Origin of the sequence: Protofrankia sp. Cas3 (genome assembly GCF_963555955.1) — a bacterium.
In the GTDB taxonomy this organism is placed as follows: Bacteria; Actinomycetota; Actinomycetes; order Frankiales; family Frankiaceae; genus Protofrankia.
Genome location: NZ_CAUVXP010000081.1, coordinates 1 through 26,179, shown reverse-complemented (window position 1 = coordinate 26,179; position 26,179 = coordinate 1). Strand labels below are relative to the sequence as shown.

The following is a 26,179-nucleotide window of genomic DNA, read 5'->3' as shown; positions in this document are numbered from 1 at the left end:
GCTCCGGAGTGGTGCGGATGTAGATCTCGAAAACCTTCTCCATGGAATTCTCCAGTCGCTGCTTGATGCCACTGAGCGCAGCCGCCCAGGGCTCGGCGTACTTGCTCACCCACCGGTCGTGGACGAGCCGGATCGGGACCGCGTTCAGGAAGTGGAGCTTCTCCCTTCCCCGCCGCCTGGTGACCACCAGGCCCGCCTCCTCAAGCTGCTTGAGGTGCTTCATCACGCCGAAGCGGGTGATGTCGAACCGCGCCTCGAGCGCGCTCAACGTCTGCCCGTCCTCCCGGAAGAGCTCGTCGAGCAGCGCCCGCCGCGTCGGATCAGCCAGCGCTCTGAACACCGCGTCCACGCCTTCGAAGATAGGTGACCTTTTAGTCACCTGTCAACGGGCGCCGCGACTCAGGTGATCTAGAACGCCCGGCAACAGGAGCGTGGATCAAGGAGCGGGGCTAGGGTGCGTAGATCGCGAGGCGGACACGCCGCGGTGGCGGATGTGCAGGTCGGCGAGTGGGCGCCAGCGGGTGAGGGCCGGCGGGTGGCCGCGCGGATGTGTAGCCGCTGTGGCAGCGACGCCTTGGTGGGTAGCCGGCCCAGCACGAGTGGATGGTTGACATACATTTTCCGCCCGAAAACCAGCGCCTCCTGACGTCATCCTTCCACTCGTCGCACCGAAGGGAATGCGGATCAAGGAGTGGGGTTGGGGTGGATGCAGCGCGAAGCGGCGTGCGGGCAGCGATGACGCAAGGCGCCGGCGTCAGCAGGGCTCAGGGCGTCAGCAGGGCGTCGAGCTTGGTGAAGGAGCTGGTCCAACCCTCGCGTGCCATACCTTCCATCTGGTCGGTGTAGGGACCCTGGCGCAGCACCAGGCGGGTCTTTCCGCCCTCGTCGTGGAACTCCAGTCGCATGTACATCTGGGCGATCCCCTCGAAACCGGGAATACCCTCCACCTCCTCGGTGCCCACGAGGAGTTCGTTCTCGACGACCTCGGTGAACGTCGCGTTGACCGGCGAGCGCATCGTCGGGTCATCGTCGCTGACCATTACCAACCGCTGATAGCCGCCTACCCGGGCGTCGACCTCGACGGTGTCGCGGGGCACGGAGAACCCCACCGGACCGAACCACTGCGCGATCTGGTCGGGGTCGACGAACGCCCGGTAGACGAGTTCCCGCGGAGCGTTGAAGATCCGGGTGATGACCAGTTCGTTGGTTGCCGGGGAATCTGCCATGGCGCTGTTCCTCTCTCGCTGATGTCTGGGTGATGTCATGTCACTGCTGTTGTTGGTCTTCCGCGGACGGCTGGTCCTCCGCGGACGGCGACTGCGCTTGCTGGATGCGTCGAAGGTGGGCGTCGAGCCGCTCGAAGTTTGCATCCCAGAACTGGCGGTAGCGCTCCATCCACGCTGTGGCCTCCTGCAGCGGCCCGGCGGTGAGAGCGCTCGAGCGCCACTGGGCCGTGCGACTTCGGGAGATCAACCCGGCCCGCTCGAGCACCTTGAGGTGTCGCGAGATCGCTGGCAGGCTGATCGAGAACGGCTCGGCCAACTCCGTGACGGTCGCGTCGCCCTCCGCCAACCGGGCCAGGATCGCCCGCCGGGTCGGGTCCGCCAGCGCCGCGAAGATCGTGCTGAGTCGATCAGCTGCCATCGTATTTCACCCTGACGTTAATTAATCGATGTGTTAAACGTAGAACAGGGGCCGCCACGCCGTCAAGCGCCGGCTGCCCACCCCACCCATCTCGACTGCCGGTGATCCCGTCCCGGCAGGATGCAGGACGTGGACTACGACCTGACCCGGCTCGGCAGCCGCGAGTTCGAGCACCTGACCCAGGCGCTGGCGCTGAAGGTGTTCGGGCCGGGTGTCGGCGTCTTCGGCGACGGCCCCGACGGCGGCCGCGAAGCCACCTACAGCGGCCGGGTCCGCTGGGCACCCGACGACCACACCGCCGACTGGAACGGCTACGTCGTCATCCAGGCGAAGTTCCGCAGCCGCCCGCTGGGCACGAGCCCGGATACGCGCTGGCTGCGCGCCACCGTCGAGGCGGAACTCAAACGATGGGCCGACCCGGAGTCCGCCCGGCGCAGCAAGGGCCGCCTCCCCCGGTATCTGCTGTTCACCACCAACGTCGTGCTCTCCGGCGCCCAGGCCGGTGGCGTTGACACGATGGACGAACTCATCCGCGGATACGCCCCGACGCTGGGCCTGAAGGGCTGGGGGACCTGGCACCACGACACGATCTGCCGGCTGCTCGACGGCCACGCCGATGTCCGCAAGGCCTTCAGCGGGCTCATCACACCCGGCGACGTCCTGGCGCTGCTGGCAGACGTGCTCCAGGGGCAGGCCGCGGATCTCGGTGAGGTCCTCACCTCCCATGCGATCAAGGAGATGCTCGCCGAACAGTGGGTGCGGCTGGGGCAGGCGGGCCATGCCGACAACGAGAAACTCGCACTCGGACGCATCGCGGTCGACCTCCCGGCGCTGCGGCCACAGCCGGAGAAACTGGAGATCGTCGACGCGGCCCGGTACGTGCTGGAACGTGGCGACAGCGTGCTGCGGCCGAGCCTGATCGGCCAGCGGCGTCCACACGTCGTACTGGTCGGCGGGCCGGGCCAGGGCAAGACCACCCTCGGGCAGCTGATCGCACAGGCCTACCGGGTGGCCCTGCTCGGCGAGACCGACCGGCTCGGACCCGAATCCGGCAGCCTGCGCACGACGCTGCGCGCCAACCTGGCCGACATCAACCTGCCGGTCCCCAACAGCCGCCGCTGGCCCGTCCGGGTGGAACTGTCCGCCTACGGTGACGAGGTCGCCGGCGGATCGGACGTGTCCCTGCTGCGCTGGATCGCCGATCGGGTCAGCGCCCGCGCCACCGACCGGGTCACCGCCGGTCAACTACGCGGCTGGCTCGCCGGCTGGCCGTGGCTGCTGGTCCTTGACGGCCTGGACGAGGTCGCCTCCCCGCACGCCCGCGAGCACCTCATGCGGCACGTCACCGACTTTCTCGTGGACGCCACCCGCGTCGACGCCGACCTGCTCATCGTCGCGACCACCCGACCGCAGGGCTACACCGGCGAGTTCACCGACACGCTGTACGAACATCTCACCCTGGCCCCGCTGCTGCCGCCGGGTGCCATCGCCTACGCGACCCGCCTGGCCGAGGCCCGCCACGGCGACGACACCGACCTGCGCGACCGGGTGCTGCGACGGGTCCAGCGGGCCGCCGACGAACCCCTGACCGCCCGGCTCATGCGCACCCCGCTCCAGGTCACCATCATGTCGCTGTTGCTGGAACAGCGCTCGCGCGTCCCGCAGGACCGCTCCCGGCTGTTCGACGCCTACTACGACACCATTTACGCCCGCGAAGCCGCCAAACGAGGTCCTCTGGCCCGCCTGCTCGACGACTATCGCGCCGACGTCCACGCGCTGCACGAACGGGTCGGGCTGGAATTGCAGGTCCTCGCCGAAGCCGACGGCGAAGCGGACGCCGCCATGCCCGCCGAACGGCTCCGAGCCGTTGCCGTCGCCCGGCTCCACGCCGAGGGCCACCCCGAGCCCGACATCCACCGCCTCGCCGACAACCTCGTCAGAGCCGCCACCCATCGCCTCGTCCTGCTGATTCCCAAGGGCGAGGACAGCATCGGCTTCGAAGTCCGCAGCCTGCAGGAGTTCATGGCCGCCCGTGCCATCGTCGCCGGTACCGACGACGTCATGATCGAACGTTTACGCCTGCTGGCACCATCGGCGCACTGGCGCAACACCTGGCTGCTCGCCGCCGGGCGCACCTTCATCCTGCGCGAGCACCTGCGCGCCCAGGTCGTCAGTCTGCTGCGCGAGATCGAAGCCGCCGAGCTGCTCGCCCTCGTGATCGGCGCCGGCGCCGAACTCGCCGCCGACATGCTCGACGACGATCTCGCGGCCCGGACACCCCAGTACCGGATGCTGCTCACCCACCATGCGCTGGAACTGCTCCAGCACCCGCCGAACGACGCCCTGCGCCAGCGGGCCCTCACCCTTGCGGGTATTGCAACCGACCCTCGGATGCGTGTTCTTGTGATCCGCGCGCTGGAGCAGGCCGCCGCCGGCAACACCGTTCAACGCGCCACCGCCTCCGTTGTCCTCCACACCCTCGCGCAGGGAAGCGACATCCTGGCGGCACAGGCGCGCCGGCTTCGCGCCACCATCAAGCTGGACCCGATCCAGACGCTGTCGCTGGGAACCCTCACCGGCGCACAGCGGCCAGCCGGCGAAACGGCACCACAATCGCAGCCCCAGCCCCAGCCACAACGACAGCCGCAGCCGCAGCCGCAGCCGCAGCCGCAGCGCGGCAGTATCAAACGCCTGGGATGGTTCCTGCGTCCGCACCTGAACGACGACGAATTCGGGCCCGCGGCCACACAGGCACTGCAGAACCTGCTGACCGAACTCGACCGCACAAAGGTCTCCACGGTAGCCGGCAGGCCGCGTACCGCTATTCTACCGGTGAGAACTGCCGGCACCGACCCTGAAGTCCTCGAACGCGCCCTGAGCGACCCCACGGTGGCCGATGCCGTGGCGCTGGCAATCTCACGCATCCGGCCGCAGGACTGGGCGGCCACCGCCGCCGTGCGTCACATTCTCGCAGCCTGGCAACAACGGCGGCCGGTCGGTGCGTCCCTCCTGGAACTCACCCCGGAACCCGACATTTAGAGATCGTCCGCTCCATCGGCCGGGTCGCGCGCTGTGTAGGCCGTTGCGTGTCCTATCCCCAACGGGGGGTGACGGGAGGATCGAGGACGGCAATACTACGCAATATGCTGAGACTTCGTATTTCCGGCGATCGTCCAGCGACCCGCCCCGCCACCGGCGGTCGGATGCCCGCGGGCCGGGCCGGGCCGCTGGGCATCGCCGTCGTGCTGTGCCTGGCGGCAGCCGGCTGCCAACTGAGCTCGTCTGACATCCATGGCCCGACCCAACCGCAACCCACCGCCCAGCGCACGCTCACCATCGTCCCCACTGTGGTGCCGCCGCCGGCCACCGCCCCTGCCACCGGTACCCCCAGTCACGGCGCGATGTCACCGCCGGCGACCGCCCACAACACTGGCGCTCCCGTCCCTACCACCGCACCCGCTGGCCAGGCCAGTGACGGCTGGATGATCACCGTCTACTACACGGCCGTCGAGAGCTTCCACCACGGCCAACCCGAGTCGGTGACGGGCTGTCCCCGCCAGGACTGCGAGCACGGCCACGACGCACTCGGCACCTATCCCAAGGACTTCATCAAGGCCGTGCACGACGAAGGCACCGGCCGGATCACCAACGGTGACCACGCTGGAAGCTACTTGAACTGGTCGTATGACACCGGCTACTGGCTCGACACGGTCCCCGCCGACACCACGGGCCAGCGCCTGGCGCCCTTCACCACTGCCGCGGCCGACTCGGGTGTCCTGGCCCAGGGCGCCAGGTTCACCGTTGTCGCGTGCGGCACCGAGGAGGACCACTCGGCGATCGACGCGGGCGCCTGCGGCCGGCTGCGTGCGGCGACGTGGACGATCCACGACGAGTTCACCCCGGGTCTCGGCGGCGACAAGCACATCGACCTCTACGTCGGCGAGGAGGACCGCGTGGACTTCACCAACAGCCCGCTCTACCTCACCGGCGTCGGCGCGCGGATAGCGATCGCCGGATAACCGCCTTCGGACTACGAATCACGAGGTTGGGGATTCGAGTCCCTCCGAGCGCACGCTGGTTGAGGCAGGTCAGAGCCCCGCGGACGTCCCACCGTCGCCCTCGCCATCATCACGCTCCGTAGCATCCGGTCGGGTCGGTGGAGCCAGCCGGCCCAGGATGCCATCCATGCTCGCGGCCGTCCCGCGCCGGACGTCTTCCAGGACATCGATGTAGATGTCGGCCGTGGTCGCGATCCGGGTATGCCGGAGCAACACCCGGATCTCGTTGAGATCCACCCCGGCGCGGAACAGCAGCGTCGCCGAGGTCTGTCTCAGATCATGAACGCGTGTTCGATGGACGCCGGCATCCGCACAGACCTTGTCCCACCGGCGGTTGACGTCCCGCGGCTGGATACCGCGACCGGTGGACGTGGTGAACACCAGCCCGTCATCCTGCCATTCCGTCGCCGCTGCTTACGCCGAATCTCCACCGTGCCCGCGTCCAGGTCGACAACGTCCCAGCGCAACCCGAGCGCCTCCCCCTTGCGCAGGCCCAGCGCCAGCATGAGCATCCACAACGCGGCGAGCCGATCGACGAGCGCCACCGCCAGGACCCGGCCCGCGTCCGCATCCGACAACGCCCGCACCGGCGCATCGTCTTTCCGCGGCGGCTGGACCAGCTCCGCGACATTGCGCACCAGCAGTTCTTCCCGGACCGCGTCGGTCAACGCCAGCCGCAGAATCGTCACCAGATAGCCGACGCTGCGCGCCGACAGCGGTTTGATCGGTTTCAGGTCGGGTGTCGCAACCCGCTTCGGCGGGCCAGGTTTGCGCCCGGTTCGCCGCTGCGGCCGGTCCGTCTCGGCGATCTGCTGCTGTGCCGCTTTCTCCGCGGCCGTGCGGGCCTTGTCCTCTTCCCGCCGTTGACGCGCGGCGACACCGGCCGCGGACGGTTCGGTGAGCTTCACCGTCATCCACTGCCGGACATGCACCGTCGAGAGTTTGCGTAGCTCGTGCCGGCCCAGCACCGGGATGATGTGCAGCCGCACGAGCAGCTCATACGATTCGACGGTCGACTCCGCGAGCGTGCCCGCCACTACCCGAGACGGCAGCACCACCGTCACCCACTGATCGAGGTACTCCCTCACCGTCATCCGGGTGGACACCACCGGCACGCCGTCATCGATCGCTCGCCGCACCGTGCGGATCTCGTCGACAACGGATTCTTTCGTCTTGCCGTACACGGTCTTGCGGCTACCGTCGGGCATGCAGACCTGACCGGCCCAACCATTGCGATACCGGTACGCCGACCCCTCGTTGTTCCCCCGCCGGCTCCCCTTCCCCGCGGCCATCAGGCACCGTCCAGCGGGTTACCGTCGGGCCAGGCGACCCGGTCACATCACGGGCGCAGCCATACGCCAAGCCGGCGGACGGGCGGCAGCGACTTTGCAAGGCAGGGGTCCACCCACACCGGCCTCCCGCCATCAACCTACCGCGCCGTGGTGACCTGGCCGACCGGCACACGGCCCCACCGGAACGATCCCGAGCTGCTACGGCACGAGCGTGAACGCTTCGATGTGCCGGGGCCGGACCACTGAGAAGTGCCTCCGGTCGAGCATCGCCACCTGGCGGACGCCGAGCCGCTCGGCAAGGGTAATCACCGCAGCATCGACCACACCCAACGGGAAGTCCGCATACCGGCGCACGGACTCGGCCATCCGCCGGACGTCAGCCCGAGTGATCTCGACGAGCTCAAGTTCCCCGGCGGAAACCAGTTCGAGAAAATCCGGCTCTTCGCAGTAGGCCGGACTGTGTATTTAGGCCGCTACAGGTAGTTCTCGGTTGACGGTTACGGATTGTAGCCAGAGGGGGCGGGTCTTACGGGACGCGACGTAGCGGGCTCGGCGCAGCTGGTTGCCGACGTTGGTCATGCCGAACGCGATGCGGTAGACCAGTTTGATCAACCGGTTGATGCCCTCCGAGGCCGCGTTGGACAGCCCGTGGAGGACTGCGGTCGCGATCTCGTCGCGCCACTTGGAGATCGTCTCGGCGAGGGTGACGACCTCGGGGACCGCGGCCCCGGTCGTGGCACAGTACGCGAAGAACCTGGTCAGGGCCGCGGAGACCTCGGAGCGGCAGGTCGCCCTGCCAGTGCGGGCCGGGGACAGTTTCAGCACGTCGCGCAGCAGCTCCTTCGCCTGCCAGGCGGCCCGGATCTCGCAGCCGCCGTTCCCGAGGTCCGCCAGCGCGCACAGCAGCTTCTGCCGCGCCGCCGGCGTGAGCTTCTCGGCGCCGCGGACGAGCATCCCCTTGATCTTGTACTCGAGGTCGTCGGCCCGGCCGCGGCGCCCGTGGTGCTCGAACGTGACCCTGCGCCGCACGTCTGCGACCGTCTTGTTCGCGAGTTGCGAGATGTGGAAGGGGCCGACCGCGAGCGCCGCGTGCGGCAGCGCCTGGCGGATCGCGGACTTGTAGACCGACGACATGTCGAGGGTGACGTGGGTGATCCAGCCACGCCACGCCTCGTCACAGGCGACCAGCCAGCCGACGACGTCGGCGACGGTGCGGCCCTCGGTCTGGCCGAGCAGGCCATGCCCACCGGTGGAGTCGACGAACACCGACGTCCAGCGGTCGGCGTCCTCGACCCACCCGCCGGTGACCAGGTCGCGGTGGTACCGGGGCCTGCCCCGGCGGTGGTCATCAACCCCGAGGACCCGTACCGATGGGAGCGGCCCGCTCACTGACCGGCCCGCCGCCACCCCATCCTCAGCGCTATCGGCACCAGGCATCCCAGTATCAGGACTATCGGTGACAGTGCAGGCATCCTCGGCCGCGCCATCCTCGGCGCCGCCTGGTACGGCAGCGTCGCCGCCGACGGCGTCGGCGTCGGTATCAGCGCAGGTCACAGCATCGCCGACGGCGTCGGCGTCGGCGTCGGTTACGACGATGCCGGCCGCTTCGGCCACGGCCACAAACCCGCCGTGACCGGTGTGCCAGCTCACCCCGACCGCGCCGGCGACCCGATTAGCCGGCGCCATCCAGTCCCCGATCAGGTGGCCCATCGTCTCCTTCGCCGACGTCGTGACCGTGCCACCCCGCACCGCCAGCGGCCCGACCGTGAAACTGCGCTGTGGACACAGCCCACGGTCACACCACCACCGCTCCTTACGCAAGATCACCCTCATCGGCGCCACCACCAGATGCCGAAGCTCCTGCGTGACCAGCTCCTTCATCCGGCACGCCTCTGCGCCGCAGCCCGGGCAGCACACAGCGCCCTCCGCCGTACGGGCATACACCCGTAACGAGCCGTCCGCCTCCCGCTCCGCGGCCACGACCTCGACCCCGGGCAGTCCCAGCAGCTCCGCCATCTCGACTCGCATACCCTCGAACACGCGCACCCGTTCACCTGGTGATCATTTCCCTCGACAAGATCTGATCCTTCCAGGGGGCGGGTGCGCCTCGTTCCACACCCCGGCAGCGACTACCCCACGTCACCGCCGGCAATCACAAAAAGTCAGCAGACAAACACGACTTCCGGCCTACTGCGAAGAGCCGAAAATCCGCCTCGGCTTCGGGGCCGCGGAACTTCTCGACCAGCCAGCAGACCTCCACGACGACCGGAGAGGACACCAGCAGTCGGCCCTTCCCGCGCGAGTCTCCCCAGCAACTCGGAGCACACCACATGATTCTTGTCGGACCGGTCAGCCGCGGCAACCAGAGGCCCCGTATCGAGAAGCGTATTCATCCAGGAAAGCTCAAGCCTTCCCGGATGATTTCACTGTGCCGCTCCGACAAATCACCACGCCCGGACTCCATACTCCCGATGAACGACAGGAGCCCTTGCCGGACCGGAGTATCCTCCCCTTCTTCTGCCCCCACCAGCGGCGAGAGCTCCGGGTCGGGCTCGACCAGCACACGCAGATGCCGCACCTGGGCCAACGAAAGCCTGTCCACCAGGTGGTGCATATCCTCGTAGTCGTACGCTGCGGTCACGCAACCAGTGTACCGGCGACAACCGGACACCGTCCCCGCCACAACAGCACACACGCTATTCCACTCGTGCCGACGCGGTCCGGAGAGCGCTGGTCGGTTCGGCACCGTGGGTGCGCCGCGCGGGACGTCGGTCCGCCCGCACCGGCAGCGGGAAATAGGTACCCGAGGACATCCGATTCTAGATCCTGTAAAGGTGTTCTTCAGATCCTTCTCGAAGTCCTCGACCGAGCACCCGTCCGCCCCCCGGCGCCCCATCGTTTGCCTTGACTCTCCGGTAGACCTCCCATACGGCTTGCTTCGGAATATCAAACGGCTTCTCCGCCTGCTTCGGCTTACCCACCCGGCTCCTCCCAGAGCTCCGGTTGACCCGGTGAACCGACCATGGATGATCCAGCCCCTTTACTCCGCTCCCATTACAGGAACTTCCGCGCTACTACAGGCTGGTCCGCCAGCGGCCCCGCTACGGTACTCAACGCCTCACGGTTTCTGCCGCTTGGCGCTCTCCCTGTTACCACCCGCACCCCTGCGAGCGACTGTGTCGGATCCGCCTTCCCACGTTCCGCGTGAAAGCAGCAGACCGGGCTCGCGTCGCCTGCATGCCGGGCACCACCTGGCCAGTAAACGGGTATCCGCCAGGCTTATCCTGGGGCTGATCAGAAACCCCACTTTCGATGCCGCCCGCCTACTCCCTTTCGACACTTCGACAGCGATTCACTTGCGTTCGCCTTCCCTGTCCCCACCTGACGCATCCAGTGCGCCTTTTCCTCATCGCTCACCACGCCCGGTATTCAACCGACGCAGCATGAGGCGGTTTGAAGCCTTCCCCCCCGCAGGGCGGCTCCGAAGGGCCATACCTTCATCTTCCACGCAGCACCGCATCAGAATGAAGTCTACCTACCATGGACCTCACTTTCCGCGTTCGTGGCACAACTGATCTGGGAGGATGGAGGTTCTCTACGCTTCCGTCCGCCAGTTCGAGAGGACATTTTCGTGTTCAAACCGACCGCCAGACAGGCATATACGACGGTGCATCGAGGCTTAAGGCCTTACGCGCCTTGTCGCGCCTGCGCATTGGTGCCTCTCCTCACGTGCCGTCGGATCCACCAAACTTGGCTCGCACTCAGGCGCCGGACAGCACGAAGGGGCCCCATCCCGCTGGCGCGCGCAGCGCCTCCACCAGCGGGACACCGACCCGACTGATGTCCGGGGCGAACTGGCCGCCCACCCATTCCCGGATCTCCTGCGCCGGGGCCTGGATGATCCAGCGCTGAGCATCCACCAGCGCCGCGGCCGGGTCCGCCGGCTGATGCGTCCACTCCTGGTAGAAGCGCGCCGTCAGCACCGCGGCTGCCACGTCCGGGACAGTGCGTTGGGTCGCCAACACTGCCTCCGCCCCGCCCGCGAGCAAGCCACCCGCGAGGGACAGCGCCTCATTCGGGACCTCCCGGCCCGGCACAGCGGTCTCACAGGCGGACAGCGTGACCAGCCGTGCACCGGCCCAGGAATGATCCAGGAGATCCGCAAGGGTGAAACCCTCCGCCCCGCCGCCGTGGGCCGCCAGCCACAGCTTGCTGTCGAGCGGAGACCGCGCTTCGGCGGTCGCGTGGCAAGCAAAATGCACGACCGTCGGCACGGCCCGGTCCGCCACCAGCGCCAGCAGCGGACGTAGCCGGCCGACGGTTGCATCCGGTCCGGCTAGTTCGGTGCAGGCGGCGCGCAGTATCCGGCGGACCGCTGCGGTCTCCGCCCGGGCCAGACGCAGCGGCGCGGTCTGACCACCTGACTCCGGGTCGGCGACCGTAATTAGGCGGGACGGCGTACGCCCGCAGGACGCGTCGGCGTCCCTGGTGGCGCGGTGCCGGCAGGCGGTCAGCAGTCGTGCGCTCGGTGCGAACTCCAGCACCGTGGATTCGAGCAGGTGACGCCCGTCCGCCCGGCGAGCCGCGGGCAGTGGCAGGAAGCTCGCCATCCCACCGGCAACGACCGCGAGCCGGCGAGGATGGCCGGCCACCTGCACCAAGGGCGCGGCGACGGCCTGGTCCAGCCAGGTGAGGATGTCCTCGACGTCGGCGGGGTCAGGGGTGTCGGGTTCAGTCCAACGCGCCGCCGCTGCGAACACCGAGGTGGCGTCCGCAGCGGGCAGCCAACGGACGTCGACGGTCGTCGACTCGTCCGGCCATGCCCGCACCACCAGGACGAACGACACGAGACTGGATGTCAGATTCATGTCGGTGGTGAGACTGACCAGGTATGCCAGCGGGGTGCCGGGCTGCGCGGCGACGCAGATGTCCATCCAGGGATCGTCCGGGGGCTCGGGTGCGCCGGTGAGCGCGGCGCGGGCGTCCCGGCGCGCAGCGGCCCGCGCGCGGCGGTTCGCGAGGACGGCATCCGCGAGCATCGGATGTGCGTCGTCTCCGTCGGTGCGCTGATGGCCGGTCAGCTCGGCGCCGGGTCCGTGTTCCGCGCGGGAGCGGCGTTCCAGGCCGGCGGCGGCCTGCAGGAAGCCGTTCAGCCGCTCGGCGAGTTTCGCGTGTCCGGCCTCGGCCAGGTCGACGGCCGTCTGCGTGTCCAGCGCCGTCTGCTGTACCTCCCGCAGGTAGGCCGCCCGTCCCTGCTCGACGACGCAGACCGCCCGGCGGGCCGCCCGACTCGCGCCGCTCGCCCGGCTCGCGTGAGCAGCCGAGCGCAGGATCGCAAATGCGGTCCGGTCGTGCAGGCCGGCCGCCGATACCCGCATGCTCTCCTGGACGCTCCACGGAGCGAGCCGGTCGTGCAGGCGCTGAAACAGGACTGTCGTCCGCAGCCCGAGCCGGGCCGCATCGTCCCAGACCTGCCGGCTGAGCGCATGCCCCAGCCAGCCATGAGCGGCGGCGACCGTCGCCTGCCAGGTAAGCGTCAACATCGGGTCGTCGAGGAGTTCCGGTGCGGCTTCGGCGTGGTCAAGCAGCAGCTCCAGGTTCCGGCCCAGCGAGCCGACGTCGGCGGCCCAGCCTGCGCCGTCCCCACGGTCACGGCGGATCCGGGCGCGCGCCAGCAGCAGGATGGCGAGCGGGGCGCGCACGTCAGCCGAACCGGCCCGGTCCTTCGGCGGCACGCCGCCGGCCACGTCGGCGAGCATGGCGATCGCACGGTCGTAACCGCCGGACTCGCCGGTGAGCCACTCGTGCAGGGCGAGCAGCTCCGCGTAGGAAGCAAGATGGCGGGCAAGTACCTGCGCGCCGTGCCGGCGCGTCGCGTTGAAGCTGTCTTCGTACGCGGTCACGGCCGCGTCGGACAGCCGGCGGAACTCGGCTTGGAGGTCGGCGGGAACATTCAGCTGGGTGAAAACGTCCAGCGCCTCGGCTGCGTCGTCCAGCTCCGGAGGCTCGTCGAATCTGGCGGCGGCGTGGGCCGCTTCACTCACCGATGGTAGCACGTCGGCGAGCCAGGGATCGAGCAGCTTCGCGCGGGCCTCCGCGAGCGCGCCCAGAACGGTCGGCCTGTCGTCCGGGCCGAGGAGGAAACGCCTGGCCAGCAGACCGTCGAGCACCCGGCACGCCTCGTTGAGGTCCGCGTGTCCGCCGATCAGATCGGCCCGCAGCATCAGCACCGACGCAAGGAGAAAGCCAGCACGCCCTGACCTACGCCGCGAGCGTGTCGCTGCCTCGCGGCGCAGTTCCGCGACAGCCGCATCCACGTCGGCGGGTCGCCGAGTCGTGGCGCGATCGAAGATCGCTAGAAGGCGGCGCTGCTCGTGGTCCATCGGCCGACCGCACGCGATTCGTCCACGTCGTATCCGATGTCGCCGTATCCGACGTCGGACCCAGCGATCACAGCCTGCATGCTACCCCCGTGGTGTACTCACAGAAAAATGATCAATTATTTTCGTTAAGCCATCCGCAATCACCGTAGGTCATCGACAGGCGCACGAACGTGTCGTTGTGGGGATATTGGTCGAGCGCGGCGAGCAGCAGCCGACTTATTGGCCGGGCGACGGCCCCGTGCGTCAGATCCCGCAGGATCTCGTGCCACACCGTCTCGGCCCCCTCCGAACCCACGCTCGGCCGGCGGCTCCGCGCATACCCAATGCGTTCGAGGAGTTGGTCCGCTGCCGGACCGGTACCGAAAATCGTGGCCAACACCCGGGCAAACGCTACCCGGTCATCCGCCGACAGCTCGATGTCGGCCATCGGTTCGCCCGCCGGCTGTCGTCGGCTGGCCCCCAGGTCCACAGCATCGGCCTGCCGCGGCGGCGCCGCTTGCCGCAGCCGGTCGACCTCACGCTCGACCAGCCGGTCCGTCTCGCGGGCCCGGTCCCGCGCCGCCTCAAGGTAGAAGAGGTCGTCGTCGAGCTGCCGCACGAACCAGGCGGCCACCTGCTGGTCCTCTCCGAACAGACCCCGGTCGCCACGCGCGTCCGCCACGCCGAGCACCGCAGCCATGTTGTCAGCGGCGATCTCCACCGTTCGCCTCATCTCGCGCAGGGATGCGGCAGCCTCGACGAGCCGGATCTCCTGCCGCCTCAACTGCCCCAGGACGGTGTCAAGCCGATCGGACGCAGCGCCTACCTTGCTCGACTCGTTCGCGGGCCTCGGCTCGCCAGCGTTGACCAGCAGCATCCCCAGCCTGCGGGCCACCGCGTCCGAGCGGTCGCTCAGTGCGCGAGGGTCGGCCCCCGTCCGCACCCGGAGCTCGAATCGAACCTTGGCTGCCTGGAGTAGGTAGCGCGCGAACGGCGGCAGGGACAGCCGGCCGTCGGACCAGGTCCACGCGCTGAGTCGGCGGTCATCGTCCTTCGACGCGATGACGACGAGACGCCGCTCCAAGCGCATGTCGTCGCCACCGAGATCCCAGATGGCGAAGCCGTCGCCCGACGTTGTGCCGTACTCCTCCCAACCCGTTACGCCGCCGTGAGCCAAGCCGGCGGCGTAACGTGTCGCATGCGCCGCGCTCGCCTCCGGCAGGCCAATGCTGGGATCCAGCAAACACGCCTGATAGATCCGGGCGGTACCCAGCAGCGTCGGAGGCGCCGTTCCGGCTATCGCATCCCACTGCCGGTCCAGATCCGCCCAATCACCGAGGACATCGGGATGCGAGGTCAGGACAACGGACAGACAAAGGACGTCGTGCCGGCGTCGCAGCAATGCCTGCAGCACCTCTCTGCTGTCGCGCTGCTGGCCAGCCAGCACCACCTCCGTCTCGTCGGCCGGTGGAGGGGACGGCGGAGGCTCCAGCGGCACGACAGCATCTAGCTTGTCGCTGGGCAGGGGACGATCCATCCTCATCAGGTCCCGGCACGCCGCCCAGATCCGCAGCAACTGGCGATAGGCACGGTCTCTGTCCGGCCCGGCCGTCGGCGCGAACAGATGAATAACCAGCTCTGGATCACCGACCGCGGGAACGCTCTGCATCAGGCTCGTCCTCCGGCTCGTCATCCCGATCGCCGTTTCGGACCTGGCTTTCGAGACTGTAGATCAGCTTGTTGATCCGCTCCCGATCCTCCCTGCGCAGAAGCCCCGACGGATCCACCTCGCCCGCCCGCGATATTCGCACTGGGCTCGCGAGCCAAAGGCCCACCGTCGCACTGCCCACACCCTCCCCGTCGCCAGCAGCGAGAGCCCGCTCCATGGCGTCCAAGATCCTATCGACCGACGCCCAACCCCGCGCCCGCAGCTCCCACGTCAACGCCTGCCGGAGGACGTCAACTGCGTCATCCACCGTATCCGCGTCAACTCCCGAACCCGGCGTACAGCGGTCGTAACCCCCCTGACCACGCATAAGGACATCATAGTGACAGACGCCGCTGCGCAGCCCGGACCAGTCCAGCACGTCCGGGACGCTCCGCGCATGCCGAGCTGCGCCTCGCCGGCCTCATCGATCAACCCTTCCTCGCGCTTGCGGAGTCGGCCGGCGACCTGCGGCACTTCTGGCTGCTCACCGCACTGCGCTCCACACCACCGCGCATCGGCGCCATCGTACGCAGCGCCGAGGAGACCTACGAGGCCCTGGCCAGCGTGGGCGGATGGGCAGCCCCGCCCGGCAGCGTGGAACTCGGCGCTCCCTGCGTAGAGAGGGCGCCTACCCCGGTGGCATCGACACCGACATGCTGGCCGGGGTCGATGCCGACAAGGCCGCCCCGGAGATCGTCGCCGAAAGGATCGTCGCCGGCGTCGTCGCCGGACAGACGGTCATCTGGCCTGACGACGCCTCCGCCGGCGCGGGCTCGGTCTACCTCAGCGACCCGGTAGGCCTCGAGCGCATGCTCGCGGGCTGATCAATGCCGGCCACCGACCCCACCATCACAGCCGCCGCCGGACGCGCAGGCGATGGTGTGGCCAACTCGGGCCCAACCCCGGTCCCGGCGTGACGGCATCCGCAGGGCGCCGGGTATGACAGCTGCGAGGGCTGCGGCGGTCACCGGATCCCGTCGGACGGCGCCGGCATCGACACGTGGCTCCCGCCGACGGCTCGCGGCGGGCGGACGGCGTGGGCAGTCGGCCTGGGCAGCGCGGACAGCCTGGCAGGCGTCGCGTCATGGGGTCGCGATGGCGTGCGGCCGAGGGCGTCGAGCCGCCGGGCGGTGGCTTCATCGGCGGCGTGGAAGGTGACCAGCCGCTGGTCGGCGGGCGGGACGCGCATCGTTTCGCACACCATGCGCAACGTCCCGACTTCCGGATGAGCGAGCAGCTTCATCGCGCCGCACCGCTGGGCGACGTCCTGCCGGTCCCACAGGTCCGCGAATTCCGGGCTGGTCGCCGCCATCCGCTCGGCCACCGCGAGGATGCGCGGTTCGCCGGGATGCCGGCCGAGCTCGGCCCGCAGGTTACCCACCAGGTCCTTGGCCGTGTCGCCCCAGTCCGACCAGCGTTGGCGCAGCGGCGGGTGCAGAAAGTTGAGCCAGACGATGTTGCGGTCGCCCTTGGGGACGGCCGCGAAGTCGGTCAGGACGAGTGTCGCCGTCCGGTTCCAGGCGATGACGTCAAGCGCCGGAGTCAGTAGATAGGCGGGCATCGGATCGAGCGCGTCGAGGATCTCGCGGATTCGCGGCCGCACCGCGCGGGCGTCGACGGCCGGTTCCGGGATGGCCAGACCAGCCAGATGACACAGGTGTCGGTGTTCGTCTGCCGTGAGTCGCAGGCCGCGGCTGATCGCCGCCAGCACCTCGTAGGACGGGTGGCGGTCACGCCCCTGCTCGAGACGCGTGTAGTAGTCGATGCTCACCCCGGACAGTGCCGCGGCCTCCTCACGGCGCAGGCCGGTGGTACGCCGGGTGCCGTGCGTGGGCAACCCGACCTGAGCGGGCAGCAGCCGGGCGCGGCGCGACAGCAGGAACACGCCCAGAGCGTTGTCGGCACCCACACCGTCAGTCTGCACCGTGTGTCTCGGGGTGCCAGGCCCTGTCAGGACCAGGCAGCAGACCCCGGCCTTCGCCGGGCCTTCATGCCGTCGCCCATGGCCGGCACCGTCGACTGTGTCGCGCCGATCGGCCAACCGCGCCGGTCGGACCTGCCAGTTCGTCGCAGCCCGAACGACTCGCCGGGACGGTTGTCGACCTGTAGAGAGGATCAACATGACCAACACATTGTCCGCGACCGAACCGGCCGCGCCGCGCACGGTGCCACCGCTGCCGCACGCACTCGCCGGATCACGTGTGATCGTGATTGGCGGCAGTGTCGGGATCGGTCTGGCTGCCGGCGACCTGTTGGCCGGCGTCGGCGCCGACGTCACACTCGTCGCCCGGGACGCGGGCCGGCTTGCCGCCGCCGCCGGTGAACTCGCGCTCCGCCATGACCGCGACGTGAACACGGCGACCGCCGACGTGACCGACCCCGTCGCGGTCGAGACGCTGTTCGCCTCGCTCGGCCCGATTGATCACGTGTTCGTCTCCGCCGCGCTGATGGCGGCCGCGCCGATTTCCGAGGTGGCCACGCCCGCCGGCGACGTCAACATCGTGAGCAGGCTGTTCGGAGCGCACCACGTGGCCCGCGCGGCCGCGTCCAGGTTGACGCCCGGCGGGTCGCTGACCTTCACTTCCGGGATCTTCATCAACCGGCCGGCTCCCGGGGTCGCGCTCGGGGCCGCCTCGCTGGGAGCCATCGAGGCATACGCTCGTGCACTCGCCCTGGAACTCCGCCCGACGAGGATCAATGTGGTACGGCCGGGCAGCACCGACACGCCACTGTTCCGCGGCCTGATCGGAGCGGCCGACGGCCCGGCGGGCGACTCGGCTGTCGCGGCCGCCGGCGCGGCGCTCCCTCTCGGCCGGGTCGCGACCCCCGCAGAGGTCGCGGCTGCCGCGCTGTTCCTCATGGCCAACAGCTACGTCACCGGCACGGTGGTGACGGTGGACGGCGGTATCAGCATCGCCTGAGCGGATCCGCGACCGCAAGCAACGTATCGGCAGCCGGCTGTCGGCCGAGTCGATCATCGGCCACCGCGACACAGACCGTCGATGACCCTCGTCATCGACTCGGGTCTCGTGGTGAGCGCAAAGCTCGCCACGCTGGACCCCCGGTTGACGAAGGCAACAGGACCACGCTGCACCTTCGCGACCCCGCAGGCCGACCCTGGACTACCGAGCGCGACTGGGATCACACAGACGATCTTGTATGAGTAAACGGCCCGAATTCCGACAATGGGCGTAGTTGCCCGCCGGCATGGGGGAACCCGCCCTTCTCGGCGGCGCGATCACCCTCAGAGTAGGATGGATAGCTCCAGCTATAATAAGTAGAGCTATCAACATGAGGGCGGCATGGCGACCAAGCCCGTGGAGATGTTCGACCGCGACTTCGAATGGGCCGAACTGACCCGCTTCGCCCACCACCCCGGTCCGGAGGCCACGCTGGGCGTGGTCTCCGGACGGCGACGCCAGGGCAAGACCTTCCTCCTCGACGCCATCACCCGTGCCCACAGCGGTTTCCTGTTCACCGCCACCGAGACCACCGAGACCGACGCCCTGCGCCAGTTCGGTGAGGCTCTCGCCCGCTACCGCGACGAACCGGTCGCCTACCGCTTCGCCCACTGGGACGAGGCCGTCAGCCAGCTGATGCGCATCGCCACAGCCGGGCCCACCGTCGTCGTCATCGACGAGTTTCCCTTCCTCGCCAAAGCATCCCCCGCGCTACCGTCCATCATCCAACGCGCCCTGGACCCGACGGCCCAGCGCACCAACACCCCCGTACGACTGCTGCTCTGCGGCTCCGCGGTGTCCTTCATGGGCCGACTGCTGGCCGGCAACGCCCCCCTACGCGGCCGCGCCGGACTCGAACTCGTCGTCCCCACCCTCGACTACCGCCTCGCCGCCCAGTTCTGGGAGATCACCGACCCGCGCACCGCCGTACTCACCCACGCCATCGTCGGCGGCACCCCCGCCTACCGTCACGAATTCACCCAGGGCGACACACCAGCCGGCCCCGACGACTTCGACCCCTGGGTCACCCGCACCGTCCTCAACCCCGGCCGCCCCCTCTTCCGCGAAGCCCGCTACCTACTCGCCGAGGAACCCGACCTCCACGACACCGCCCTCTACCACTCCGTGCTGGCCGCGATCGCCGCCGGTAACACCGCCCGCGGCGGGATCGCCGACTACCTCGGCCGGAAATCCACCGACCTCGCCCACCCACTGAGCGTCCTCGAGAACGTCGGCCTGATCCGCCACGAACCCGACGCCTTCCGCCGCAACCGCTCCGCCTACCGGATCGCCGAGCCACTGATCGCCTTCTACCACGCCGTGATGCGCCCCTACTGGGGTGATCTGGAACGCCCCGGCCGCGCCCCCGCCGTGTGGCAACGCGCCCAGCCCACGTTCCTCAGCACGATCCTCGGACCGCACTTCGAGAACCTGTGTCGCGAATGGGCCCGCTGGCATGCCACCCCCGACACCTGTGGCGGGCATCCCACCCGGGTCGCCGCCGGGATCGTCAACGACCCGGCCGCCAGGACCAGCCACGAGATCGACGTCGCGGTCTTCGGCCACCATGACTCCGAACGCGAAATCCTGCTCGCCCTCGGCGAAGCGAAATGGAACAAGACCATGGGTATCAGTCACCTGCAGCGCCTCGACCACATTCGCAGCCTGCTACCCACACATACCGCCAACGGCGACTCCCCACGCCTGCTGTGTTTCAGCGGAGCAGGTTTCACACCGGAACTACACGAGGCCGCCGCACACGACCACACCATCGAACTCATCGACCTGCAACGGCTTTACCAGAGCGAATAACAGACCATGATCTCCGCTATCCGGTCTGGCCCGAGGCCGGCCCCGCCAGGTTCGCGCGGGACCGGCCTCGAACGCATGTCAGCGGCCGTCAGTGTCAGCGGCCGTCAGGGACGGTGGCTACCCGGACCGACCGTCACCGTGACCGTAGCGGTGCTGACCGCCGCCGGCAGGCGAGTGGTGTCGATCGCGAGGAACTCGCCGTCGTCCTGCGTCCCGTTCGGCAGCACCTTCGGATGGAGCTGGAAGGGCGGGGTGCTGTTCGTGACGCCGTCGATGCCGAAGTCGCTGTCGTTGCTGATGACGATCGTGCGCCCGCCGTCGGCGACCGCAACCCCTTCGATCTTGTCATGCCCGAAGAACCCGCCGGCCGGATCGAGGCCGGTCAGCAGAGCGCCCAGGTCGAGGTTGAGGCTCTTGGCGGCGGGGGTGATGCCGACGGCGGCAAGCGCGGCGGCCGCGTTCACCGTCGTCGCCGTCCCCACGTAGGCCTCAATCGTGCGCTGGTTGGGGCCGACGAGCAGGCCGCCCTTTGCCGCGTTGTAGACCGCGCCGGGCAGCGTCGCGGCCGGTCCGACATCGGTGGCACCGGTCAGGTCGATGCGGAACAGCTTCTTGTAGGCACCGGGCTCGGTGTGCCCGTCACGCTCGTCGACGAGGAACGTCGTGTCGCTCAGCGCCGTGATCTCGCTGACCGCGCCGCTGTTCACCTTCGGGTCGTCGAGAAGGTAGAGGTATTCGTGCGTGACGTGCGTACGCAGGCCGTAGGTGACGATCCGCAGGGTGGTGACACCGGCAGGCTTGGCGGTGAGGTCGGGTTGCGCCAACGCCTGCTGCATGGCTCCGACCAGGGTCTGCCCGTCGGGGGTGACCGTCAGCCCTTCCATCCCCTTGTTCGGCACCCGCTTGGCGAGCTCCGCCGGCAGCGACCCGTCGAACGGTGAGAGCCGCTCGATCGCGCGGCCGTCGCGGCCGAAGTGGGTGATGAACGGGCCGTACTCGTCCGATACCCAGAACGTACCGTCGGGCAGGGCAACCAGGCCCTCGGAGTCGTAACCGTTCGGGTCGGCCGGCAGCGGGTTGCCGTTGAGGTCGACGATGCTCTCGCCGGTGTTCGCCTGGCTGTTGACCCGACCCGAGTACGGTGAGCCGTCCGCCGCGCGCAGCGGGATCACGCTTTTCAGGACGGCCTTGCCGTCGACGAGACGGAACCGGCCGATGGCCGGGTCGAAGTCCGGCAGCGCCTCGACCTTCACCCCGTTCGGTCCGTCGACGTTCGGACCGCGGTCGGTTACGCCGTAGTACTCGTCCGGTGAGCCGGGCACCGGATACAGCGACGAGCCGAAGCCGCCACCGGTGATCGGCACACCGCCGATCGTCGCTATCGGTGGCACGTGTGTGGTGTAAAGCGACACCGCGTTACTGATCGAGTAAGTGAAGGTGTCATCGCCCATGAAGCCGGCCGCCGGGGTGTAACGGAACGACCCGTCCTGGTTCAGGCTGAGTGTGCCGTGGGCGGGTTGGGTGTGCCTGACCAGAGTCGCCGGCCAGCCGGTGTCGTTGTCGAGCACCCCGTCACCGCGCACGGTGAGAACTCCACCCGCCTTGACCCAGTACGCGTCGTCCTGCGCCGCGAGCGCACTGCCCTGGTCAGGCGAATGGGCGGACGCGGCCCCGGCACCCATGACAGACAGGGCCACGGCACCCGCCGCGACTGCGGCTATTCCCAGACGGTTCATCCGTTCCTCCTCCGCGGCGCGTCCCCCGACGCGCCGCGGGCAAGTCTCATCAGCACAGATGCACGGATGCAGTCGGGCGGGCGACCAACGGGCGACACGCACGCGGACAGCTGGACGACGGTGCGCGGACGGCTCGGCCCGAACGGCTCGGCGCGGACGGCTCGGCGCGGACGGCTCAGTGATGGAACGAGGTGACGCCGTCATCCTCCTGCGGCCACGGGTGCCGATGCGGATCGGACAACCGGTTCACCACCCGGCGCAAATCCGCGACCAGCAATCCGGCCAGATCCCGGCTGAAGCCGTTGCGCACGACTATTCTGAGCACCGCCAGCTGCTCGAGCGCCGGCGGGAACCGGTATGCCGGTACCAACCAGCCACGGGTGCGGAGCAGCTCGGAGACATCGAAGACGCTGTATTCGCTGACCTCATCCCGCAGCGCGAACGCGAACGCCGGGATACCGCTGCCATCCGAAACCAGTTCGAACGGCCCCAGTTTCGCTACCTCATCAGCCAGCCAGCGGGCATTGTCCCGGCAGGTCTGCGTCACCCGCCGATACCCCTCCCGACCCAGCTGCAGCAGTGTGTAGTACTGCGCGACCACCTGGGCACCCGGCCGGGAGAAGTTCAGCGCGAATGTCGGCATGCTGCCGCCCAGATAGTCCACCTCAAAGACCAGCTCGGACGGCAGCGCCGCCTTGTCGCGCCACAGCAGCCAGCCCACCCCCGGATAGACCAGCCCGAACTTGTGGCCGGAGGCGTTGATGGACGCCACCCGATCCAGCTGAAAATCCCAGACCAGATCCGGATCGCAGAAGGGCGCCACGAACCCGCCGGAGGCGGCGTCGACGTGCACCGGCACATCCGGGCCACCCGACGCCGCGAGGCGGTCGAGGGCAGCCACGATCTCGGCCACCGGTTCGTAGCTGCCGTCGAACGTCGATCCGAGAATCGCCACCACCCCGACGGTGTTCTCGTCGCAGCGGGCGACCGCCTCGTCCGCGGTCAGGTGGGTGCGCCCCGGCGCGAGTGGCACCAGCCGCGGCTCGACATCCCAGTAGCGGGCGAACTTCTCCCAGCAGACCTGCACGTTGGCACCCATGACGATGTTGGGATGATCGGCGGGCATGCCAGCCGATCGGCGCCGGGTCCGCCAGCGCCGGGTCAGCGCGAGGCCGGCGAGCATGCACGCCTCGGAGGAGCCGGTCGTCGAGCAACCGACCGCGTTCTCGGCGTCGGGCACGTGCCACAGGTCCGCGAGCATGTTCACGCAGCGCGCCTCCAGTTCGGCGGTCTGCGGGTACTCATCCTTGTCGATCATGTTCTTGGGGGCACACTCGGCCATGAGCCGGTCTGCGTGCGGATCCATCCAGGTGGTCACGAACGTGGCCATGTTCAGCCGCGCATTGCCGTCGAGCATCAGCTCGTCGTGCACGATCTGGTAGGCGGTCTCCGGGGCGATCGAGTCCGGCGGTATGCGGAACCGCGGAACCACGACCTCCTCACCCGGGCGGATGAACTGCGGCCGGATGCCGACCGTCTCCTGTGCCCGCTCGCCGCCCGCCTGGCCGTGTAGGGCCATCGCCGGTGCACCTCCTGCTCCAGATAGTCCTGCGCCAGATAGTCCTGCTCCAGCCGGTCCTGCTCCAGCCAGTCCTGGACTCGATATGACACCGGCGGCCTGCCGGTCGGGCCGGTGGTATGCCGGTAGCGTCCGCACGTAGCCTGGCCGGCACAATGGAGCAGGTGAGTTCCCAATCGTTCGCCGACTACTTGTCAACCTTGGACGAGGCGTCGCTGATCACACTGCTGGAGGCGCGCCCGGACGTCCTGATCGAGCCGGTTCCGCGAGGTTTCATCCAGCTGGTTTACCGGCTGGATGGCACGGATTCGCTCGTCGCGGCAATGCGGACGCTGAACCGGGACACGGTACGTGTCGGGCAGGGCCTCGCCGCGCTGGGCGGGTCGGCGACCGTGCCCGCGCTGGCTGCCTGGCTGGGTGCTTCGCAGGATGCCGTCGGCGACGGTGGTGCCGAGCTGTGTGTCCGCGGCCTGGCCTGGCGTGACTCCGGTGCGTTGCAGCTGCCGGAACGGCTTCTCGCGCACTGGTCGGCGGACATCGGCGCCGCCCGCCCGGTGGAGACGATGGCCCGTTCGGTCCTCGTGGCGGAGCTGCGCACCGCGGTCCAGGCGCTCGGGGCCGACGCCGACGGCCTGGGCAAACCTGAGCTGGGTACGCGGCTGTCCGAACTGATGTCGGAAACCGATCGGCTCATTACGATCATCTCTGGGCTGTCGAAGGGGGCGCGGGATCGACTCAACGATCTTCGTCGTAGCCTGACCGGAGACTATTCGTGGAACCTCACGTACGGGTCGCCCGGTGCGATCAGCCAGACCGAAACCCTGATCGCCGCGGGTCTGGTGCTGGTCAGCAACCGCCAGCCCGAGCTGCCTCGGGAAGTCGCGGTCGCCGCCTGGCGGGCCGATACCGACCTGGCCCTGACCGGCCGGCCGATGATCCCCCACCCGGACGTCGACGCGACGATGGTGCGTTCCGGCGCCCAGGCCGCCGCCGAAGGTGCGGTGGGGCGGGTGACGGCCCTTCTCGACGAGGCCCGCGCCACACCTGTGGTGGCCCTGAAAAAGGGTGGAGTGGGGCCTCGGGAACGGTCGCGGCTCGCGAAACGACTGTCCATGCCCGAGGGCGACCTCCTGCTGTGGATCGATCTCGCGTACGCCGCCGGCCTGCTGGGCCTGACCGACGGCGGGTATGCGCCGACATCGGACTACCAGGATTGGCGCGCCGCTGAGATGGGCCTGCGATGGGCCGTGCTCGCGTCGGCGTGGTTCGCCCTCGAGCACGCGCCGTCCAGCCGGGAGATCGAAGGTGACAAGGAGGTCCCGCCGCCGCTGCCACTGATGTCCGGGGCAGGCTGGCTACGGCGGACGATGGTGGGCGCGGCCGGTTCGGCTGGCCCGGGTGCTTCGGTTCGCGCGACCGGCCGGGAGATCGACTGGTTCTGCCCGCTGCACGGGTATGACCCCATCCGGCGCGACGACAAGATCGCCGCAGCGGTGCGGGAGGCGGAACTGCTCGGAGTGGTCGCCGTCGACGTGCTGTCCGAACTCGGGGAACACCTGCTGGCCGTCGACGAGGCGGCACCGGCCGATGCCGTCGAGGAACTGGCACGACGGTGTGGCGGGCTGCTGCCCGAAGCCACGTTCAGCGTGATCATTCAGTCGGATCTGACCGCCATGGTGGCCGGCCAGCCCAGTGCGGGCGCCACCCAGCTGCTGCGCGACGCCGCCGTCGCGGAGTCTCGCGGTGCCGCCGGGACGTGGCGTTTCAGCTCGTCGAGCGTGCGTGCCGCCCTGGACGCCGGGTGGGCCGCGGACGACCTTCTCGCGCAGCTGCGCACCATGTCGGCTCATGCCGTGCCGCAGCCGTTGGAGTACCTCATCACCGATGTCGCACGCCGGCACGGCCATGTGCGCGTGCGCGGCATGCGCTGCTGCGTCGTCGCCGACGAGGCGACGACCACCGAGGTCCTGCACACCCGGTCGCTTGCCAAACTGCAGCTCAGCCGGCTGGCACCCACCGTCCTGGCAAGCCCCTTGAAGCTTGAGGTGGTCCTGACCCGGCTGCGCGAGGTCGGCTTCTACCCGATCGCCGAGGACGCCGCCGGCACGATGATCGTGCCGCGCCGCCAGGAACACCAGGGCTCCCCCCGCTTCAACAGCCCCGCCCGCAGGCCACCACGGGTCTCCCCGGTTGATCTCGCCCGCCGGCTGGCCGCGCATCCCGACGACGACACGATGCCGGACGCGGGCACGCTCAGGCTGTTGGCGCGGCTGAACACCCGCCTGAACGAGGCGGAACTGGCGCTGTTGGCCGACGCCATGGACCACTGCGGCGACATCGTCATCACCTACCGGGACGCCAACGGCACCCGGACGGTTCGCAAGATCCAGCCACAACAGCTCTACGGCAAGTGGATCGACGCCTGGTGCCACCTGCGCAACGCCCAACGTGAGTTCTCCGTCGCCAACATCGAATCCGTCAGCCCAGCATCCTGATCTCTCTGATCCCTCTGATCCCTGGACGCCGACGAAGATCTGCTCCGGCCGTCTCCACCACCGCGGCGCCAGCTCCCACCGGGCCAGGTCGGCACGCATAGTGGCGAGGTCGGCCCCTCCTCTCCGCGTCCGAGCGCGGCGAGGCTTTCGGTGATCCGAGCGACGGCCCGCGAGTCACTGAGGATCTCCACCGTCATCTCGAGGCCTTCGAGATCGTCAACGGACAGCAGGACCGCTTCGGCCTCACCGTTGCGGGTCAGCGTGATCCGTTCGTGCTGCGTGCGTACCCGGCGTGCCAGCTCGGACAGGCGCGCCTTGGCCTCGGACATCGGCACGGGAGTCGCAGCGATCGTCATGGTCACAAGTGTCGTCTGAAGAGGCCTGAATTCAGACTACATAGAAAAGATCGTTCTTGGGATTGAGGCCAGACCCCACCGGAAGTGCAGTCCTGCAAGAGCGCGACCGGCCGCGCTCCCAGTGATAGGTACTCCTCCTGGCCGGGGCGGGCGCGTATCGTGACATTCTTTACCCAT

General features: G+C 68.9%; 22 protein-coding genes. 7 read left to right on the top strand and 15 right to left on the bottom strand.

Going from position 1 to position 26,179, the window contains the following annotated elements:
• From U9983_RS15920 to U9983_RS15910, 3 genes are all read right to left on the bottom strand, one after another.
• Nucleotides 1–349 (bottom strand): ArsR/SmtB family transcription factor (locus U9983_RS15920; RefSeq protein ID WP_416211414.1); only part of this gene is annotated, 349 nt, incomplete at its 3' end.
• Between the two features lie 415 nt (nt 350–764).
• Nucleotides 765–1,226: an SRPBCC family protein gene (locus tag U9983_RS15915; protein WP_322754780.1), complete on the bottom strand. Its 462-nt coding sequence runs from the start codon at nt 1,224–1,226 to the stop codon at nt 765–767.
• A gap of 40 nt (nt 1,227–1,266) precedes the next feature.
• Entirely contained in the window at nt 1,267–1,644 is a 378-nt protein-coding gene (locus U9983_RS15910; RefSeq protein ID WP_322754779.1) for a metalloregulator ArsR/SmtB family transcription factor, read from the bottom strand.
• Nucleotides 1,645–1,773: 129 nt separating this feature from the next.
• Here U9983_RS15910 and U9983_RS15905 point away from each other — a divergent pair, with 129 nt between their 5' ends.
• Both U9983_RS15905 and U9983_RS15900 read left to right on the top strand, forming a co-directional pair.
• A complete protein-coding gene (locus tag U9983_RS15905; RefSeq protein ID WP_322754778.1) occupies nt 1,774–4,683 on the top strand; it encodes a hypothetical protein in 2,910 nt (969 codons plus the stop codon).
• A gap of 164 nt (nt 4,684–4,847) precedes the next feature.
• Nucleotides 4,848–5,663, top strand: a complete 816-nt coding sequence (locus U9983_RS15900) for a hypothetical protein (RefSeq protein WP_322754777.1) — start codon at nt 4,848–4,850, stop codon at nt 5,661–5,663.
• Between the two features lie 69 nt (nt 5,664–5,732).
• Here the strand turns inward: U9983_RS15900 and U9983_RS15895 are convergent, their stop codons facing one another.
• The 8 genes from U9983_RS15895 to U9983_RS15860 form a co-directional block, all read right to left on the bottom strand.
• Entirely contained in the window at nt 5,733–6,083 is a 351-nt protein-coding gene (locus tag U9983_RS15895; protein WP_322754776.1) for a tyrosine-type recombinase/integrase, read from the bottom strand.
• The gene (locus U9983_RS15890; RefSeq protein WP_322754775.1) at nt 5,975–6,994 is read right to left on the bottom strand and encodes a hypothetical protein; all 1,020 of its coding nucleotides are present in this window, start codon (nt 6,992–6,994) and stop codon (nt 5,975–5,977) included. Before U9983_RS15890 ends, U9983_RS15895 begins: the two co-directional genes overlap by 109 nt.
• A 198-nt stretch (nt 6,995–7,192) precedes the next feature.
• Nucleotides 7,193–7,360: a hypothetical protein gene (locus U9983_RS15885; RefSeq protein ID WP_322754774.1), complete on the bottom strand. Its 168-nt coding sequence runs from the start codon at nt 7,358–7,360 to the stop codon at nt 7,193–7,195.
• 99 nt (nt 7,361–7,459) lie between these two features.
• On the bottom strand, nt 7,460–9,040 hold the full coding sequence (locus tag U9983_RS15880; RefSeq protein ID WP_322754773.1) for a transposase: 1,581 nt from the start codon (nt 9,038–9,040) through the stop codon (nt 7,460–7,462).
• Nucleotides 9,041–9,383: 343 nt separating this feature from the next.
• On the bottom strand, nt 9,384–9,635 hold the full coding sequence (locus tag U9983_RS15875) for a hypothetical protein (RefSeq protein ID WP_322754772.1): 252 nt from the start codon (nt 9,633–9,635) through the stop codon (nt 9,384–9,386).
• Between the two features lie 1,120 nt (nt 9,636–10,755).
• Nucleotides 10,756–13,377, bottom strand: coding sequence for a CHAT domain-containing protein (locus tag U9983_RS15870; protein ID WP_322754771.1), 2,622 nt, complete (start codon nt 13,375–13,377; stop codon nt 10,756–10,758).
• Between the two features lie 112 nt (nt 13,378–13,489).
• On the bottom strand, nt 13,490–15,025 hold the full coding sequence (locus tag U9983_RS15865) for a CATRA conflict system CASPASE/TPR repeat-associated protein (RefSeq protein ID WP_322754770.1): 1,536 nt from the start codon (nt 15,023–15,025) through the stop codon (nt 13,490–13,492).
• Nucleotides 15,000–15,443, bottom strand: a complete 444-nt coding sequence (locus U9983_RS15860; RefSeq protein WP_322754769.1) for a CATRA system-associated protein — start codon at nt 15,441–15,443, stop codon at nt 15,000–15,002. Before U9983_RS15860 ends, U9983_RS15865 begins: the two co-directional genes overlap by 26 nt.
• Before the next feature lie 193 nt (nt 15,444–15,636).
• Here U9983_RS15860 and U9983_RS15855 point away from each other — a divergent pair, with 193 nt between their 5' ends.
• Nucleotides 15,637–15,888: a hypothetical protein gene (locus U9983_RS15855; RefSeq protein WP_322754768.1), complete on the top strand. Its 252-nt coding sequence runs from the start codon at nt 15,637–15,639 to the stop codon at nt 15,886–15,888.
• 140 nt (nt 15,889–16,028) lie between these two features.
• Here the strand turns inward: U9983_RS15855 and U9983_RS15850 are convergent, their stop codons facing one another.
• Entirely contained in the window at nt 16,029–16,988 is a 960-nt protein-coding gene (locus U9983_RS15850) for a helix-turn-helix transcriptional regulator (RefSeq protein WP_322754767.1), read from the bottom strand.
• A 196-nt stretch (nt 16,989–17,184) separates the two neighbouring features.
• Between U9983_RS15850 and U9983_RS15845 the strand changes: the two genes are divergently transcribed.
• The 3 genes from U9983_RS15845 (at nt 17,185) to U9983_RS15835 (ending at nt 19,836) form a co-directional block, all read left to right on the top strand.
• Complete coding sequence (locus tag U9983_RS15845; protein ID WP_322754766.1) at nt 17,185–17,985, top strand: SDR family oxidoreductase; 801 nt, start codon at nt 17,185–17,187, stop codon at nt 17,983–17,985.
• An 81-nt stretch (nt 17,986–18,066) separates the two neighbouring features.
• A complete protein-coding gene (locus U9983_RS15840) occupies nt 18,067–18,231 on the top strand; it encodes a hypothetical protein (RefSeq protein ID WP_322754765.1) in 165 nt (54 codons plus the stop codon).
• A 135-nt stretch (nt 18,232–18,366) separates the two neighbouring features.
• On the top strand, nt 18,367–19,836 hold the full coding sequence (locus U9983_RS15835; RefSeq protein WP_322754764.1) for an ATP-binding protein: 1,470 nt from the start codon (nt 18,367–18,369) through the stop codon (nt 19,834–19,836).
• Between the two features lie 104 nt (nt 19,837–19,940).
• Here the strand turns inward: U9983_RS15835 and U9983_RS15830 are convergent, their stop codons facing one another.
• Together U9983_RS15830 and U9983_RS15825 are read right to left on the bottom strand one after the other, a co-directional pair.
• A complete protein-coding gene (locus tag U9983_RS15830; RefSeq protein WP_322754763.1) occupies nt 19,941–21,572 on the bottom strand; it encodes an esterase-like activity of phytase family protein in 1,632 nt (543 codons plus the stop codon).
• 175 nt (nt 21,573–21,747) lie between these two features.
• The gene (locus tag U9983_RS15825) at nt 21,748–23,151 is read right to left on the bottom strand and encodes a glutamate decarboxylase (protein ID WP_322754762.1); all 1,404 of its coding nucleotides are present in this window, start codon (nt 23,149–23,151) and stop codon (nt 21,748–21,750) included.
• Between the two features lie 155 nt (nt 23,152–23,306).
• On the opposite strand from U9983_RS15825, the gene U9983_RS15820 reads away from it, so the two are divergent.
• Nucleotides 23,307–25,646, top strand: coding sequence for a helicase-associated domain-containing protein (locus U9983_RS15820; protein WP_322754782.1), 2,340 nt, complete (start codon nt 23,307–23,309; stop codon nt 25,644–25,646).
• Here U9983_RS15820 and U9983_RS27930 read toward each other — a convergent pair.
• Nucleotides 25,553–25,975, bottom strand: a complete 423-nt coding sequence (locus tag U9983_RS27930) for a type II toxin-antitoxin system Phd/YefM family antitoxin (protein WP_416211413.1) — start codon at nt 25,973–25,975, stop codon at nt 25,553–25,555. The genes U9983_RS15820 and U9983_RS27930 overlap by 94 nt on opposite strands.
• Nucleotides 25,976–26,179: the final 204 nt, after the last annotated feature.